The sequence below is a fragment of the Enterobacter sp. A103 genome (genome assembly GCF_034427535.1).
In the GTDB taxonomy this organism is placed as follows: domain Bacteria; phylum Pseudomonadota; class Gammaproteobacteria; order Enterobacterales; family Enterobacteriaceae; genus Enterobacter; species Enterobacter asburiae_B.
Genome location: NZ_JAXQPQ010000002.1, coordinates 428702 through 444998, shown reverse-complemented (window position 1 = coordinate 444998; position 16297 = coordinate 428702). Strand labels below are relative to the sequence as shown.

The window sequence follows — 16297 nt, the reverse complement described above, 5'->3', positions numbered from 1 at the left end:
CTCCTCTTTGATCCCCATTTCATCTTCGCCTATATGACTAGTCATTAAATTTTAAATGACTAGTCATATAGGGAGAGAGCATGAACAATTCGCTGCCGGCCAACTTTTTATGGGGCAACTCGGTGTCCAGCATGCAGACGGAAGGGGCATGGAACGAGGGCGGGAAAGGGATGTCGGTGTACGACATTCGCGAAGCCGGGGAGAACGTCTCCGACTGGAAAGTCGCGACCGACTCCTACCACCGCTACCGGGAAGATTTCGACCTGATGCAAGATCTGGGCATGAACTGCTATCGCTTTCAGATCTCATGGAGCCGCGTCTGCCCGCAGGGCGACGGCGCGTTCAACGACGAGGGCATCGCGTTTTACGACCGCTTTATTGACGATCTCATCGCCCGCGGCATCGAGCCGATGGTCTGCCTGTACCACTTCGATATGCCGCTGGCGCTGGCGCAGGAATACAACGGCTTCAACGACCGCCGCGTGATGGAGGCCTTTATCCGCTACGGCAAAAAGATGATCGACTGCTATGGCGACCGCGTGAAGTACTGGCTGACCTTCAACGAGCAGAACATCTTCCATATGCCTGAAGCGTTCCGCATTTCCGGCTATATGCACGGTGAGAAAACCCTGCGCGAGCTGTACGAGCTGCAGCACCATACGATGGTGGCGCACATGGCGCTGACCGAATATCTGCATCAGACCAGACCGGGCCAGCTGATGGGCGGCATGCTGGCGCACCAGCTGATCTACCCGGCCACCTGCAAACCGCGCGATATCTTCTGCGCCCAGCAGTACGACGAGTTCCTCAACCAGAACCTGCTACGCGTCTTCGCAGGGCAGGGCTACAGCCCCGCGGTTATGGCGGTGGTGGAGCAGGAGGGCTTTGGCGATATCTACCGCGCCGAGGATTTAGCGCTGCTGGCGCGGACTAAAAACGACTATATGGCCTTCAGCTACTACGCCAGCAAAACGCTGGACAGCGATGCGATCCCGGAAGGCACGCCGGTGAACTATTACCTGCTGCACGGCGAGAAAAACAATCCGTACCTGAAGGCCACCGAGTGGAACTGGCAGATCGATCCGCTGGGCTTTCGCACCATCATCACCCGCTACGCCAACGACTGGCGGATGCCGGTCTTCCCGATCGAAAACGGCATCGGGGTGATTGAGTCCTGGGACGGCGTCAATCCGATCGAGGACACCTACCGCATCGACTACCACCGGGCGCATATCAATGCCATGAAGGAGGCGATGTTCGAGGACGGGGCAGAGGTGATCGGCTACCTCGGCTGGGGGTTAATCGACATTCTCAGCTCCCAGGGCGACATGCGTAAACGCTACGGCGTGGTCTATGTCAACCGTGAAAACCATGACCTGAAAGACCTGAAGCGCGTGCCGAAGAAGAGCTACGCGTGGTTAAAACAGGTTATCCATACCAACGGACGCGAGATGTAAGCCGTACGCTGCCGGGCCGTTTTTGTGACTGATTGATGGGAACTATCCGCTATGTCTGAAACAAAAATAACACCGCACATGCAGTCTTTTGTCGATAAATTTGTAGAGTTCTCGGCGCGCCTGGCAAATCAGGTGCACCTGCGCTCCCTGCGCGACGCTTTCGCCACGGTGATGCCGATTTTCATCCTCGCCGGTCTGGCGGTGCTGGTGAACAACGTGGTATTTCCGTGGATTTTTCACGGCGACACGCTGGCACAATTCAAAGTGTGGGGCGAGGCGATTATCAACGGCACGCTGAACATTGCCGCGCTGCTGCTGGCCCCGATGATTGCCTGGTCGCTGGCGCGCAACAAAGATTTCGACAATCCGGTCTCGGCAGTGGTTATCGCCGTCAGCAGCTTCATCATCATGATGCCGATGCGCCTGCAGATTACGCCCGTCGGCAGCGATGCCGCGGTGAACATCACCCAGGTGCTGACGTTCACCAATATTGGCTCAACCGGGATTTTCGCCGGGGTGCTGATCGGGCTGCTCTCAACGGAAGTGTTTATCGCCATTTCGCGCCTGAAGGCGCTGCACATTTCCCTCGGAGAAAACGTGCCTCCGGCGGTGAGCAAATCCTTTACCGCGCTGATCCCGACCATCCTCACGCTCTCCCTGTTCGCGGTGCTGGCGGCCGTGCTGGCAAACGTGCTGCACACGGACCTGATCCATCTTATTACCACCTTTATCCAGCAGCCGCTGCGGCTGATCAACACCAGCCTGCCGGGGACGATTTTTATCTACAGCTTCGGTAACTTCCTGTTCACGCTCGGTATTCATCAGTCAGTCGTTAACAGCGTGGTGCTGGAGCCGTTCCTGCTGATCAACACCAACGAGAACATGCTGGCTTTCGCCAACGGCCAGCCCATCCCGCATATCATCAACAACATCTTCGTGCCGACGTTTGGCATGGTGGGCGGCACGGGCAGCACGATCTCGCTGCTGATCGCCATCTTTATCTTCTCCCGACAAAAATCGGCGAAGCAGGTGGCGCGTCTGTCGCTGGCGCCCGGTCTGTTCAACATCAACGAGCCGGTGATTTTCGGCCTGCCGATCGTGTTTAACCTGCCGCTGATGATCCCGTTTGTGCTGCTGCCCGCCATCGGCATTTACTTCGCCTGGCTCTGTACCACGCTGGGGCTAATGTCGCGCTGCGTGGTGATGATCCCCTGGACCACGCCGCCCATTCTCAGCGCCTGGCTGGCCACGGCAGGGGACTGGCGGGCGGTGGTGGTGCAGTTGGCAATCATCGTATTTGGTGTATTCTTCTACCTGCCTTTCCTCAAGATTGCCGAGAGAGTGGCGTTGAAAAACAGCGGGATAGAAAACTAACTGAAAGGAAGAACGATGGCGGCGAAGTACATCACCATAGCGCGGGAAATTAAGAAACGCATTATCAGCCAGCAGTACGCCGCCAATGAACCCCTGCCGGACCAGTTTGCGCTAGCGGCGGAGTTCAACTCCAGCCGGATGACCATTCAGCAGGCGATGCGCCAGCTGATCGTCGAAGGTCTGGTCTATACCCGCCAGGGCCAGGGCACGTTCATCCGCAAAAACTTCCTTCAGCTCTCGCAGTGGGACCTCTCCGGCAGCGACTATTTTGGTGCGACCAAAACCTGGGCGCATCTGGGCACGGTGACCAGCCGGGTGGTGCATTTCGAGCTGCGCTTCCCGAACGAAAAAGAGCAGGCGTCGCTGATGATTAACGCCGATGCGCCGATCTATGACTTCGTTCGCCTCCGTCTGCTGAACGGCGAACCGATGTCGCTGGATTCCACGGTGATGCCGATGAATCTGGTGCCGGGCCTGACGAAAAACCATCTTGAAGGTTCAGTGTTCCAGTACGTGCAGGAGACGCTGGGGCTGAAAATTATGGGGTCGTATCGGGTGGTGCGGGCGCTTAAGCCCAACGCTCTGGACAGGGAGCATCTGGTCTGCGAGCAGACCGATCCCGTCCTGGAAGTGGAGCAGGTGATTTATCTGGAGGACGGCACGCCGCTGGAGTATGCCCACTGCCACTATCGGTACGACCACGGCGGGATCGTGATCGTGAATAACGGATAAAAAAAAGCGGGCAACGAGGCCCGCTTTTTTAATGCTTCGCTATCAGTTCAAACGCACCGGCATACCAGAGCGGTTCTGCACGGCCTGGTCAACAATCGCCGTTTCTACGTCTGGCTGAGAAGTCACCGCCTGCACCGCGCTGTTCAGCGTAACAGGGACGATTTCGTTGTTGTTGATCTGGTCTTCGCTGGTGGACAGCGGGTTGTGCACTTCGATGTAGCGGCTGCCGTCTGGCTCAGAGGTCGCCTTCACCGGTTCGTTGATGAACTGCACGCGCGTACCGACCGGCACGTTTTCAAACAGGAATTTGATGTCGTCGTTACGCAGGCGCACGCAGCCGTGGCTTACGCGCAGGCCGATACCGAAGTTGGCGTTGGTACCGTGGATAGCGTACAGGCGGCCAATGTACAGTGCGTACAGACCCATTGGGTTATCCGGGCCTGCCGGCACAACGGCTGGCAGCGGTTCGCCCGCAGCGATGTATTCCGCGTGCATTTTGGCAGTCGGCGTCCAGGTTGGGCCCGCTTTCTTACGCTCAACTTTGGTGGTCCAGTTCATTGGGGTGTCTTTACCCAGCTGGCCGATACCGATTGGCAGCACGATAACGGTGTTGGTGCCTTTCGGGTAGTAATACAGACGCATTTCGGCGCTGTTAATCACGATACCTTCATGAACGGTATCCGGCAGGATCAGCTGCTGAGGAATATTCAGCACGGTGCCCGCTTTCGGCAAATACGGGTCAACGCCCGGGTTCGCTTCCAGCATGTTAGACAGGCCCAGCTGGTACTGCGCAGCGAAATACTCCAGTGGCTGAGAGTTACCTTCTGGTACCGTCACAACCTGGTTCTGGCCTACCAGACGGCTACCGTCTGTTGGCAGGGGATACGTCACCGCAGACGCGGTCTTACAAAAACCTACTACGGCTAACGCCGCCGCTAAAAGCGTTGTTAATTTCATGTTCATGTTGTGCGAGGTATCTAAGCCATTCTGGCGATGAGTTGATAAGTCTGAATCTGTGATGGGAGCGCATTATATGTGCATTCCCGCTAACAGGGAATTCAGATGTGTACGAAATCACATTTTTTTCGATTTTGTTAAAGTTTAGTGGATTGCCGCAACACGGGATCTCAATTCGGAATTGTGGCATAATGCCGTGTTTATCACACTTTTCGCAGGAATCTCCCCGTGTTAGTTACCAGCAACGTCACTATGCAGTTTGGCAGTAAGCCGCTGTTCGAAAACATTTCCGTCAAATTTGGCGGCGGCAACCGTTACGGCCTGATTGGTGCCAACGGTAGCGGAAAATCCACCTTTATGAAGATCCTCGGCGGTGACCTGGAGCCGACGCTCGGTAACGTATCGCTCGACCCTAACGAGCGTATCGGTAAGCTGCGTCAGGATCAGTTCGCCTTCGAAGAGTTCACCGTGCTCGACACCGTGATCATGGGGCATGGGGAACTGTGGGAAGTGAAGCAGGAGCGCGATCGCATCTACGCGCTGGCCGAAATGAGCGAAGAAGACGGCTATAAAGTAGCCGATCTGGAAACGCAGTACGGCGAGATGGACGGCTACTCTGCGGAAGCGCGCGCGGGCGAGCTGCTGCTGGGCGTGGGTATTCCTGTTGAACAGCATTACGGCCCGATGAGCGAAGTGGCGCCAGGCTGGAAGCTGCGCGTGCTGCTGGCACAGGCGCTGTTCTCTAACCCGGACATCCTGCTGCTCGACGAACCGACGAACAACCTGGACATCGACACCATCCGCTGGCTGGAGCAGACGCTGAACGATCGCGACAGCACCATGATCATCATCTCGCACGACCGTCACTTCCTGAACATGGTCTGTACGCACATGGCGGATCTGGACTACGGCGAGCTGCGCGTTTATCCGGGCAACTACGACGAGTACATGACGGCGGCTACCCAGGCGCGTGAACGTCTGCTGGCGGATAACGCCAAGAAGAAAGCGCAGATTGCTGACCTGCAGTCCTTCGTCAGCCGCTTTAGCGCCAACGCCTCTAAGTCGCGTCAGGCGACCTCGCGTGCCCGTCAGATCGACAAAATCAAGCTGGACGAAGTCAAAGCCTCCAGCCGTCAGAACCCGTTCATCCGCTTCGAGCAGGACAAGAAACTGTTCCGTAACGCGCTGGAAGTGGAAGCCCTTGAAAAAGGCTTTGAGAACGGTCCGCTGTTTAAAAAATTCAACCTGCTGCTGGAAGTGGGCGAGAAGATTGCCATCCTCGGTGCCAACGGCGTGGGTAAATCCACCATGCTGAAAACCCTGGTCGGCGAACTGCAGCCGGACAACGGCACCGTGAAGTGGTCTGAAAACGCGCAGATTGGCTACTACGCGCAGGACCATGAGTACGAGTTCGAAAACGACCTGACCGTCTTTGACTGGATGAGCCAGTGGAAGCAGGAAGGCGACGACGAGCAGGCGGTGCGCAGCATTCTGGGTCGTCTGCTGTTCAGCCAGGACGACATCAAAAAGCCGGCTAAGGTGCTCTCCGGTGGTGAGAAGGGACGCATGCTGTTCGGCAAGCTGATGATGGAAAAACCAAACATCCTGGTGATGGACGAACCGACTAACCACCTGGACATGGAATCTATCGAATCCCTGAACATGGCGCTGGAGATGTATCAGGGTACCCTGATCTTCGTCTCTCACGACCGTGAGTTCGTCAGCTCGCTGGCGACCCGCGTGATCGAAATTACGCCAGAGCGCGTGGTGGACTTCACCGGTAATTACGAAGATTACCTGCGCAGTAAAGGTATCGACGGCTAAAAAAAAGCCCGGTGGCGCTACGCTTACCGGGCCTACGTTCTATTCCCTCTCCCCGTGGGAGAGGGTTAGGGTGAGGGCATCAGGCCGCACTAGACCACCCACTCGCCCCCTTCGACCCCGTTCACCAGCAGCGTACGTTTTTCCCCTGCAGGCAGCGACACCTTAAGCGATTTCCACGCCGGACGATAATCCCCGCGCGCGTTGACCTTCAGGTTGATGGTTGCGCCGTCGCACACCATTTCCCACTCCACCCACAGCGCGTTGCCGTTCTGGTAGCCCCAGCTTTCGCCGTCGTCTTCAAACAGCATTCCGGTGGTCGTGCCGACGCCCTTCACCGGGAACAGCTTCAGCTCGCGGGTCGTATCGTTTTCGGCACTCACATGCGTAATGCGTTCGCTCAGCGGCAGAGCGGCACCGGCGCGCACCAGCAGCGGCAGTTTTTCCAGCGGCGCGTCGAGGACGATTGACTGGCCGCCCGCATACCACGCGTGGGTGTAAAAATCATACCAGCCGGTGGCGTTATCCGGCAGCCAGACGCGGCGCTCGCGCTGCCCGGCTTCGACGACGCTGGCGACCAGCAGGTCGCGGCCCAGCAGGAAGTCATCGCACTCCTCAAACGTCTGCGCATCATGCTCGTGATCGAGGAAGGTCGGGCGCAGCATCGGCTCGTCGTCGGCGTGCGCCTGCCAGAGCAGGGTATAGAGGTACGGCAGCAGGCGGTAGCGCAGCTCAACCGCACCGCGAATGGCTGGCGTGACGCCCGGGTACATCCACGGCTCGTTCACGGTGTGGTCATCGTTCCACGAGTGAATGGTAAAGCGCGGGTGCATCACGCCGTTCTGCACCCAGCGCACGAACAGCTCGGCGTCCGGCTTGTCGCCGGAGAAACCGCCGACGTCGTGACCGACGTTGAACAGACCGGACAGGCTCATGCCCAGCCCCATGCGGATGTTATAGCGCAGAGTGTCCCAGCTGGTGCGGTTGTCGCCGCTCCAGGTCTGAACGTAGCGCTGCATCCCGGCGCAGCCGGAGCGGGAGATCAGGTACGGACGTTTTTCCGGCGCGAAACGCTGCTGCGCTTCCAGCGAGGCGCGCATCATCAGCAGCGGCATCACCGGGCGAATGTGCTTGATGGCGATCTCTTTGCCGAAGCCAAAGCAGCGCGCCTCCCCGTCCCACACTTCATATTCGTTGTTGTCGTTCCAGGTAGAGTCGATGCCCATCTCCAGCAGCTGCGTGGTCACGCCGTTCTGCCACCACTGCACCGTCTGCGGGTTGGTAAAGTCGAGGTGCGAGCCTTCGTCATCCCAGAAGCTGGAACGTTCCGGTGCATCGGTTTCTGAATCGCGAATGAACAGGCCGCTCTCCGCCACTTCGTTATAGCGCGGATGGTCCTGCAGCAGGCACGGCTTGATGTTTGCCGCCAGCTTCAGCCCCGCGTCGTGGAAGGCCTGGCTCATCACCTTCGGCTGCGGCACCTTGTCATAGTTCCAGTTGAAGACGTAGCGCTTGCCGTTGATAGAGGTATAGCCGGAGGAGAGCTGGAACGAGTCGCACGGAATGGCGTGCTCTTCGCACAGGCGGATGAAGTTCATCAGCTGGTTTTGCGCGTCCGGCGCGTCGGTGTAGTGCATGGTCGAGCCGCTGTAGCCCAGGCTCCATTTCGGTCCGAACAGCGTTTTCCCGGTCAGGCGCACGAAGGCTTTGGTGACGTCCAGCACGCGCTTGCCGGTAAAGATGTAGTAATCGATATCGCCCGCTTCCGCCTGCCAGCGACGATAGGCGGTGTGGTAGTTGTCGATTTCGTTACCCAGATCCAGCCAGCAGCTGCTCAGGTTGTCGTAGAACAGGCCGTAGCTGACGTCGTCGCGGCGGGCGATAGTGAACGGAATATGCTTGTACAGCGGGTCGGTGCTGGCCGCGTTGTACCCCATTGCGTCGAGGTTGCGCATCTCATAGCGCTTGCCGTTGCGCTGCAGATCGCCCGCTTTCTCGCCCAGACCGTAAAAACGCTCGTCCTTGCGGCGGCTCAGGTAGTGCGCCACGCCGTCACCGTGGGCATTCAGCAGATAAGCGCTGGTCGGACGGTCGTTGACCAGCGGCTGCCACTCGCCCGCCTCATTGCGGTAGTGCCACTCCAGCCACAGCGGCTGGTGGACCGTTACGCGCAGCTGTTCGGTTGCCACGGTGAGCGTCTCTTCCTGCTGCGTCAGTGTCCAGGCCGGGCAGGAGAAACCGCTTATATCGTCACGACGGCGGCCTTCCCACGGCACGTCTTTTTCCGGCGCGATGCTCCAGGTACGGTCCAGCGCCAGCTCGCCTTTGCGTTTGATCAGCACGCGGAAAAGGTTCTCTTCCAGCACATACAGGCACAGGCGGTGCTGGTTATCGACCAGCAGTTCCAGATGGTTTGCCGACTGCGTATCAAGGGTCCAGTTTTTCAGGGTTTTCATATGCAATACATCCACTATCAGGCGCGCTTGGCGCGACGTTCAGCAATAAATGCTACCAGGAAGACAGCGCCAATCAGGTCAAAGAAGCCCATGGCAATAAAGAGCGGGTTAAAACCGATTTTGTCGGCGGTCACGCCGATTAACAGCGAGAACAGGAAGCTGGCGATCCACGCCGCAGAGCCGCGCATGCCGTTGACGGTCGCCATCTGGCCTTTGTCGAACGACTCAACGACCAGGGCGCTCAACATGCAGGAGATAATCTGGTGCCCGAAGCCGCCGATGGAGATCAGCACGATGGTGATATACGGGTCGCGGGTAATAGCCACGATGCCCAAAGAGATCATCAGGAACGCGCCCGTCACGGAGCTGGCAACGACCGAGTTAACGCGCGAGCAGCCGAACAGACGGGTGTACAGACGCGTCAGGTAGCCGCTCGCCACGCTGCCGAGGTCGGCGGCGAGGAACGGCAGCCAGGCAAACATCGCAATCTGCTTCAGATCCATGCCGTGCTCTTTGGCGAGGTACAGCGGCACCCAGAAGCTCAGCACCGCCCAGGCCGGTTCCGCCATAAAGGCCGGGATGGCGATACCGTAGAAGCGTTTGTTTTTCGAGACGGTTTTCAGCGCGGTCAGGAAGGGCAGTCTCACCGCAGGCGGTTCGTTGTCCTGCTTGATAAACGCCAGCTCGTCCTTGCTCAGGTTCGGGTGCTGCTCCGGGTTGTGGTAGAACGCCCACCAGAGGATCACCCACAGCAGCGCCAGCACGCCGGTAAACATAAACGCACCCTGCCAGCCGAACGAGGCGTGAGCAAAGTAGATGATAGGCGGGGCCAGCATCGCGCCGATGGAGAATCCCACGCCAGCCCAGCCAGCGGCAACAGGTCGCTCTGATTTCGGGAACCATTCGCCGATGGTTTTGGCGTTTGCCGGGGTAGCGGCGGCCTCAGAGGCACCCATAAAGAAGCGCAGAATAGCGAGGTGCAGCCAGCTTCCGGCGCCCGCATGGAAGATACACATCAGCGCCCAGATCCCGGCGCAGACCATAAAGCCAATCTTCAGGCCGATGACGTCAATCAGCCAGCCGCACAGGGGCTGGAAAATGGTATAGGCGATCTGGAACGCGCCGACGATCCAGGAGTATTGCTCGGTGGTGATCCCGAGGCTCTCTTTCAGTTCCGGGGCGAGGATCCCGAGTGAGTTACGGGTGATGTAGTTAACGGTGACGCCAAGTAAGAACAGCACCAGCACGTACCAGCGCAGGTTCTTGATGACGCGACGGGTTTTGCTTGTCGCTACGGTGTTATTGATGTCCTGACTCATTTTACTCTCCACAAGACGGACGGTAAGGGGACGGAGGTTCAGGTGTCACACGGATTTTTATGCCTTTGATTTCTATCCGTTTAAAATGCTTAAGTTGGTATACAACTAGTATGGAAGTTGTGTGACAAGTTCACCTTAAGGAAGAAAATGAGTGGGCAAAAGTGGATTTTGTGCAAAATTTCTCATAACTGACGTAAACCCTCTGGCATGATGCCCTTTATGTCAGCTATTGCCTGACCAATACGCTATGAAAATTTTTTCATTTCGCAAATGGAGCCAGATCACAAAATGGACAAAAGGCTAAAAATCAGCGAAATCGCGGCCCGGACGCAGCTCTCGATCAGCACCGTGTCGCGAGTGCTGGCGGGAAAAGCGAATACCAGTGAGAAAGCGCGCGCGAAGGTGCTGGCGTGCGCGCGGGAGCTGGGGGTGATGGACGGCATGGCGGCAGGGCGTCTGCTGCTTAACAGCCTGGTGGTTTTTGCCCCGCAGCGGGCGTTTGACGAGCGGTCCGACATCTTTTACTACCGCGTGATCCAGAGCGTGAGTAAAGGCCTGGCGTCCCACGATGTGCGTCTTCGCTACTGCGCGCTGGAAGAGAACGACAGTGACGCCCAGCTGTTTCTGGCACGCATGAACGAAGCGGACACCCAGGCGGCAATCCTTCTTGGCATCGACGATCCCCATATCCACGATCTGGCAGTGGACGTCGGTAAACCCTGCATGCTGATTAACTGCCGCGACCGGCACATGCGTCTGCCTGCCGTCGCGCCGGATCATCGCGCTATCGGCGAGCGGGCGGCGGAATATCTGTTCGAGATGGGACATCGTGAGGTGATGAACGTGCTGTGCCTGCGCCGCTACACCATGGAGCTGCGCCTGGCGGGGATCCGCGACGCGTGGCAGTCTCACAACCTGAAATTTAACGATAAACGCGATCTGCTGGTGGTGCCCAGCTTCAGCGCGCGCGAAACGGAACAGATGGTCAGCAGCTGGCTCAGTGAAGTGCAGGGGAAGGATTTACCTACCGCGTTCCTGGTCGGCGGCGACTTTATGGCGGCGGGCACCATTAGCGCCTTACAAAACCACGGCCTGCGCGTGCCGCAGGACGTGTCGGTGATGAGCATTGACGGCTTTAACCTGGCGGCGATTCAGGATGTTCCATTAACGGCGGTGCACGTTCCGCGCGATGAGCTGGGAACCGAAGCGGTATATATGCTCCAGCAGCGGCTGATGCGCCAGGACGCGCCGGTGGGGACGTTACTGCTTAACGGCACGCTGGCCGTGCGGGAATCGGTACGGCGGATACGTCAGGGGAAACGACGCACCGCCGTGGAGCGGGAAGGGCTGTACGACAGTTAAACCATGCCCAGCGCGCGCTTGCCGTGGATGTTGAGATCGTTCACGGTAAAGCGGTCCTGCCAGCTCTTTTCATAATCCTCGCGCGGGAAGTCTCCCGGCGATGCGCCGGTTTCCAGCGCTTCCTTGACCTTTTTCGCGTAGGCGAGATTTTTCTCGCACATCGGCGCGGCAGGAATGTACATCACGTTGCCCCAGCCCTGCTGATTTTCCACCGGCGCGACGGAATGGATCACATCGCAGTGCCACCACACGGAATCGCCCGCATCGAGTGCCGGAATGCTTGTCAGCGCCTCGATCAGCAGCGGGTGCCACTTCTCGGAAACCGGCAGCACGCGCCCCGGCGCCACGCCGCAAAGCTCGTCTTCCGGCACGTCGTCCAGCAGCGGCCGCAGCAGAATGTAGGCCATCGCTTCCGGGATGGGCACGACGTGCAGCAGCCCCTGACCGGGGATCATATCCGACAGCGCCGTCCAGCCCTGGAAGGTCCGGAATACCGAGCATTTGGTGGTGTTATCGACGGTGTACTCTTCCACTTCGGTACGGTGCGCGGCGTTCCACGGATCGTATTTCTCGACGTTACCGTCAAACACGCGGGCAAAGACCTGCTGATAGGCAGGCAGCAGCCAGCGCTCCAGCGCGCCGGAGTCGGTATGCGCGCCCAGTCCTTTCGAGGTAGTACCCGGCGGACGGCGGCGGATACGGTCCGGGTAAATCACGCTCACGTCCGGGTCGAACCACTGCTTGCCGTTGCTCTCGAATGTCCACAAACGGTTCAGGAACGACTGCACCTGCGCCATCTCTTCGCTCTGGCGCGCCTGCATTTGCGCCTGAGACCAGTAAATCGGGTAAATCTCCGGACGAGAGGCCGTCAGGGTGCCGAAGAAGTTATCGCCCGGGCCTTTGTAGACCTCGTCAAACTTGTTCAGATCGAGGTAGTCGAGCATCGACTGATCCCACGCCAGCGCCTGCTCGCGCGGGAAATGACCTTTAATCACCGCGCAGCCGCGGCGTTTAACGGCCTCGCGCTGTGCGTCGGTAATCGTGCCGTTTTTCACATCCGCAAACGGAATCACCGGCCAGACGGATTCGCCTTTGTTCTTAAGCGCGTTGATTTCCGCCACGCGGGTGGCAATTTTGTCGCTGAGCTTATTAAACACTGCCTGCACGTCGCCGATCTGCGCGCGCAGCTCACGTTTTAACTGACGGATTGCCGCTTTGTGGTCCGATGGTAAGGTTTCACTGGTAAAGGTCATAACTGCCTCGCATCTTTCATTCGAAAGTAAAAATATCTACAAGTGATACTTTAAGTTAAAAATAAGTTAATGCAAGTTTAAAAACTTGACGCAAGCCACAGGACGGAAAAAGAGTGAGAGGCCGGAGCGACGCTCCGGCGAGGAAAGGATCAGACGTCGAACGGGGAATGGTTGTCGAGCACGGCCTGAATGACGTTCAGCGCGCCCTGATGGTTGTTGTCGTCGGTGCCGTAGCGGCTGATTTCTTTGATGCTCTCTGCTGCGTTGCCCATCGCAAAGGAATATTTCACCAGCTTCAGCATCTCGGCATCGTTGCCGCTGTCGCCAATGGCCACGCACTCCTGCGGGGAGATTTTCCAGCGTTTCAGCAGACGGCTAATGCCGTTGGCCTTGTGCAGGCCGGGGATAATCAAATCAACAAAACCAAAGCCGCTGGTGACCGGCTTCATGATGCCGTCCAGGGAGACGTGCAGTTTATCCACCAGATTAGGGATATCGCTGTCCGGCAGGTTCAGGGAGAACTTAAACAGCACGTCGTCAATTTCGCGGTAATCGCTGATGCGCTTTAAGCGATGATAGTGCTTTGACATCAGCGCCACGAATTCTTCAGGAGCCTGGTCGCTGACCCAGGCGCTCTCCAGCCCGCAGGCCACGAAGTTCAGCCCTTTGTCTTTCAGCAGTTCGCCAATCACGATCTGCGATTCATGACGCGTCAGCTCGCCGTGGAAAATCTGTTCGCCGCGATCGAACACCAGCGCGCCGTTTTCCGCCACGAAGGAGATCCTGTCTTTCAGCGCCGGAAAGAAGGAGATGAGCTGGTAATACTGGTTGCCGCTGGCGACAACGAATTCAATGTCTCGGGCTTTAAGCTGTTCAAACTGTGCCTGGAAGCGGTCACGATCGTACTGCTTGGCATCATCAAGGAAAGTTCCGTCCATATCGGTGACGATAACTTTAACGGTCATACTGTGCTCCTGGGTCACTGCGTTTTGAAACATTCTAATAACAAGGTGACGGGGAGCACAAATTTAATTTCATTCGAAAGTAAAAGCGAAACGGCAACCTGGGTTGCCGTTTTTAGTGTTTTCTCCCTCTCCCCGTGGGAGAGGGTCGGGGTGAGGGGATATGCCGTTACAGCGTGTGCTCAGTACGGGCGATAATATCGTCCTGCGCATCCGGCGACAGGGCGGTGAAGAACGCCGAGTAGCCCGCGACGCGCACCACCAGGTCACGATACTGGTCAGGATGTTTCTTCGCTTCCAGCAGCGTTTCGCGCGAGACGATGTTGTACTGGATATGCCAGCCTTTATGCACCTCGAAGAAGGTGCGCAGCAGCACCATCAGCTTCTGGCGATCGCTGTCGTTTTCCAGCGTCGACGGGTTCAGCTTCTGGTTAAGCAGCACGCCGCCGAGAATCGCTTCCGTCGGCAGTTTACCCACCGAGCCAATTACCGCCGTCGGGCCGAGGTGGTCCGTACCGGAGGCCGGGCTTGCCCCTTCCGCCAGCGGGGTGTGCGCCTTACGTCCGTCCGGCGTGGCCATAGTTGCTGCGCCAAACGGCACGTTTGCGGAGATGGAAGAGGTGCCCGCGTAGTAGTTACCGCCAATCGGGCCGCGGCCGTAGCGCGGGTTGTGGTAATGCTTCAGCTCTTCGATGTAGGTCTGGTAGGCGCGCGTCAGCAGCATGTCCACGCTGTCGTCGTCGTTGCCGTACTTCGGCGCGCCGTTGATCAGACGCTGACGCAGCTGCTCGTGGGTCAGCCCGTCGAAGTCATCCGCCAGCGCCGCCGCCAGCTGCTGCTGACCAATAGTGCCCTGTTCGAACACCAGCTTCTTCACCGCAGCCAGGCTGTTGCCGAGGTTGGCGATACCCACCTGCAGGCCGGAGACCCAGTCGTACTTCGCGCCGCCCTGCTTGATGCTTTTCGCGCGTTCGATGCAGTCGTCCACCAGCGCCGAGCAGAGAATATCGTGGACGTTCTCTTCCAGCATGGTGTCCACCACGTACTCAATCTCGATGGATTTGCGGGTGTAGTAGCGGATCTGGCTGTCCCACGCCGCCATCACTTCGTCGAAGTTGTCGAAGTTACCGGCGGAGAGCGCTTTCTCCTGCGGCAGGAACACCTTGCCGCTGGTGGCGTCGCGGCCGCCTTCCAGCGCGGCCAGCATCACGCGGGCGAAGTTGATAAAGCTCATGCCGGTGCAGCGGTAGCCCCACTTGCCGCCAACCGCGGTTTCGATGCAGCCGATGGCCGCGTAGTCGTAGGCGTCGTCTCGTTCAACGCCGAGCTTGATGAATTCCGGAATGACGATTTCATCGTTGTTGAACGCGGGCATCCCGAAGCCGCAGCGGATCACCTGCACGCAGGCGTCGAGGAAGTCGTTGCTCATGCCCGCGTGGTAGCGCACGCTCAGGTTCGGCTGGGTGGAGCGCAGGCGACCGCACGATTCCAGAATCGCGTAGGAGAGCGGGTTCACCGCGTCCATCGGCTCACCGTTGACCAGCTTCTGGCCGCCGATGGTGACGTTCTGGTACAGCGGGCTACCGGCGGAAGCCTTGGAGTGCGAGCCGGAGCGGATTTTGTTCACTTCCAGCAGCTTCAGCCAGCAGCAGTGCAGCAGCTCGATAGCGTGTTCGCGGTCGAGGCTGTGGTTCAACTCGACGTCGCGGCGGTAGTACGGATAGAGATACTGGTCCATACGCGCGAAGGAGACGGAATGGCCGTTGGACTCAATCTGCAGGATCAGCTGAATGAAGTAGCACAGCTGCAGCGCCTGCCAGAAGTTTTTTGGCGGCTCGTGGGCAATCACGTCGCAGTTTTCCGCCATCGCCAGCAGCTCGTCGCGGCGGCTTTCGCGGGTTTCGGTGGACGCCATTTCACGCGCCAGATCGGCAAAGCGTTTGATGTGCAGGCTTACGGCTTCCAGCACGATATCGATCGCCTTCAGGAACTGGTCGCCGTGCAGGTCTTCCAGCACCGTCAGGTTGATGCGCGTGCGGCGCTCGGCCACCTTAGCGCGCAGGCCGTCGAGGCCTTTTTCCAGCACCAGCGGGAAGTTGACCGCCAGGTGCGCGTCGCCGGAGGTCATGTTGCCTTCGGCTTTGATAATGCCGGTTTCCAGCAGGCCTTTTTGCTCGTCGGTGAACATGCCGTAGCAGCGGTCCTGCACCGTCTGGCCGCGCCACCACGGGCAGATGTCGTGCAGCACGCGCTTGTTCTCTTCGCTCACCGCAAAGCCCGCGCCCGGGCGGTCCGCCAGATCGTCGATCTCTTTCTCAATCCAGGAGACGGTGTATTCCGGGAAAATCGGCGCGGCGCGCACTTCGCTTGCCTGGTTACCGATAATCAGCTCGTCGTGTTTGATCCAGATGGTACGCTCGGCCAGGTGATGCGCCAGCGCCAGAGCGCGGCGTACCGGGATCGGCTTGTCCATGTGCTGCTGGTACATTTCGGTGTAATGCTGGGCGCGCTCGGTACAGACCGGCGGCTTAACGATATGCACCAGCGCCGTTTTGTGCGCTTTAATGCGCTCGCTGAGGGTGTTGAGATTCAGGGTTGTCATAG

General features: G+C 58.4%; 11 protein-coding genes. 5 read left to right on the top strand and 6 right to left on the bottom strand.

The window, feature by feature from the left end:
* The first annotated feature begins 80 nt into the window (after positions 1-80).
* From SPH27_RS07530 to SPH27_RS07520, 3 genes are read left to right on the top strand one after another with little or no spacing between them, the layout of a single operon-like run.
* Positions 81-1457, top strand: coding sequence for a glycoside hydrolase family 1 protein (locus SPH27_RS07530; RefSeq protein ID WP_045887588.1), 1377 nt, complete (start codon positions 81-83; stop codon positions 1455-1457).
* 51 nt (positions 1458-1508) lie between these two features.
* Entirely contained in the window at positions 1509-2831 is a 1323-nt protein-coding gene (locus tag SPH27_RS07525) for a PTS sugar transporter subunit IIC (RefSeq protein ID WP_048976796.1), read from the top strand.
* A 15-nt stretch (positions 2832-2846) separates the two neighbouring features.
* Positions 2847-3563: a GntR family transcriptional regulator gene (locus tag SPH27_RS07520; protein ID WP_182071423.1), complete on the top strand. Its 717-nt coding sequence runs from the start codon at positions 2847-2849 to the stop codon at positions 3561-3563.
* A gap of 42 nt (positions 3564-3605) precedes the next feature.
* Here SPH27_RS07520 and ldtB read toward each other — a convergent pair whose 3' ends face one another.
* Positions 3606-4526: a L,D-transpeptidase gene (gene ldtB / locus SPH27_RS07515; protein ID WP_023310896.1), complete on the bottom strand. Its 921-nt coding sequence runs from the start codon at positions 4524-4526 to the stop codon at positions 3606-3608.
* Positions 4527-4748: 222 nt separating this feature from the next.
* On the opposite strand from ldtB, the gene SPH27_RS07510 reads away from it, so the two are divergent.
* The gene (locus SPH27_RS07510; protein WP_045887590.1) at positions 4749-6344 is read left to right on the top strand and encodes an ABC-F family ATPase; all 1596 of its coding nucleotides are present in this window, start codon (positions 4749-4751) and stop codon (positions 6342-6344) included.
* Between the two features lie 89 nt (positions 6345-6433).
* Here SPH27_RS07510 and SPH27_RS07505 read toward each other — a convergent pair whose 3' ends face one another.
* Together SPH27_RS07505 and SPH27_RS07500 are read right to left on the bottom strand one after the other, a co-directional pair.
* Positions 6434-8797: a glycoside hydrolase family 31 protein gene (locus tag SPH27_RS07505; protein ID WP_182071424.1), complete on the bottom strand. Its 2364-nt coding sequence runs from the start codon at positions 8795-8797 to the stop codon at positions 6434-6436.
* Between the two features lie 17 nt (positions 8798-8814).
* Complete coding sequence (locus SPH27_RS07500; protein ID WP_023335029.1) at positions 8815-10116, bottom strand: MFS transporter; 1302 nt, start codon at positions 10114-10116, stop codon at positions 8815-8817.
* Between the two features lie 288 nt (positions 10117-10404).
* Here SPH27_RS07500 and SPH27_RS07495 point away from each other — a divergent pair, with 288 nt between their 5' ends.
* The gene (locus SPH27_RS07495; protein ID WP_182071425.1) at positions 10405-11478 is read left to right on the top strand and encodes a LacI family DNA-binding transcriptional regulator; all 1074 of its coding nucleotides are present in this window, start codon (positions 10405-10407) and stop codon (positions 11476-11478) included.
* On the opposite strand, the gene SPH27_RS07490 is transcribed toward SPH27_RS07495, so the two are convergent.
* The 3 genes from SPH27_RS07490 to SPH27_RS07480 all read right to left on the bottom strand — a co-directional run bounded on the left by SPH27_RS07490 (position 11475) and on the right by SPH27_RS07480 (position 16295).
* Positions 11475-12731: a DUF1479 domain-containing protein gene (locus SPH27_RS07490; protein ID WP_182071426.1), complete on the bottom strand. Its 1257-nt coding sequence runs from the start codon at positions 12729-12731 to the stop codon at positions 11475-11477. The genes SPH27_RS07495 and SPH27_RS07490 overlap by 4 nt on opposite strands.
* Positions 12732-12880: 149 nt before the next feature.
* Positions 12881-13696 carry a Cof-type HAD-IIB family hydrolase gene (locus tag SPH27_RS07485; protein ID WP_047061452.1) on the bottom strand — a complete coding sequence of 272 codons (816 nt, stop codon included), beginning with the start codon at positions 13694-13696 and terminating at the stop codon, positions 12881-12883.
* Positions 13697-13862: 166 nt separating this feature from the next.
* A complete protein-coding gene (locus SPH27_RS07480) occupies positions 13863-16295 on the bottom strand; it encodes a formate C-acetyltransferase/glycerol dehydratase family glycyl radical enzyme (protein ID WP_182071427.1) in 2433 nt (810 codons plus the stop codon).
* Positions 16296-16297: the final 2 nt, after the last annotated feature.

Coding starts and splice junctions, on each gene's coding strand:
- SPH27_RS07530 (WP_045887588.1), top strand. CDS start 81: ATGAACAATTCGCTGCCGGCCAACTTTTTATGGGGCAACTCGGTGTCC.
- SPH27_RS07525 (WP_048976796.1), top strand. CDS start 1,509: ATGTCTGAAACAAAAATAACACCGCACATGCAGTCTTTTGTCGATAAA.
- SPH27_RS07520 (WP_182071423.1), top strand. CDS start 2,847: ATGGCGGCGAAGTACATCACCATAGCGCGGGAAATTAAGAAACGCATT.
- ldtB (WP_023310896.1), bottom strand. CDS start 4,526: ATGAACATGAAATTAACAACGCTTTTAGCGGCGGCGTTAGCCGTAGTA.
- SPH27_RS07505 (WP_182071424.1), bottom strand. CDS start 8,797: ATGAAAACCCTGAAAAACTGGACCCTTGATACGCAGTCGGCAAACCAT.
- SPH27_RS07500 (WP_023335029.1), bottom strand. CDS start 10,116: ATGAGTCAGGACATCAATAACACCGTAGCGACAAGCAAAACCCGTCGC.
- SPH27_RS07495 (WP_182071425.1), top strand. CDS start 10,405: ATGGACAAAAGGCTAAAAATCAGCGAAATCGCGGCCCGGACGCAGCTC.
- SPH27_RS07490 (WP_182071426.1), bottom strand. CDS start 12,731: ATGACCTTTACCAGTGAAACCTTACCATCGGACCACAAAGCGGCAATC.
- SPH27_RS07485 (WP_047061452.1), bottom strand. CDS start 13,696: ATGACCGTTAAAGTTATCGTCACCGATATGGACGGAACTTTCCTTGAT.
- SPH27_RS07480 (WP_182071427.1), bottom strand. CDS start 16,295: ATGACAACCCTGAATCTCAACACCCTCAGCGAGCGCATTAAAGCGCAC.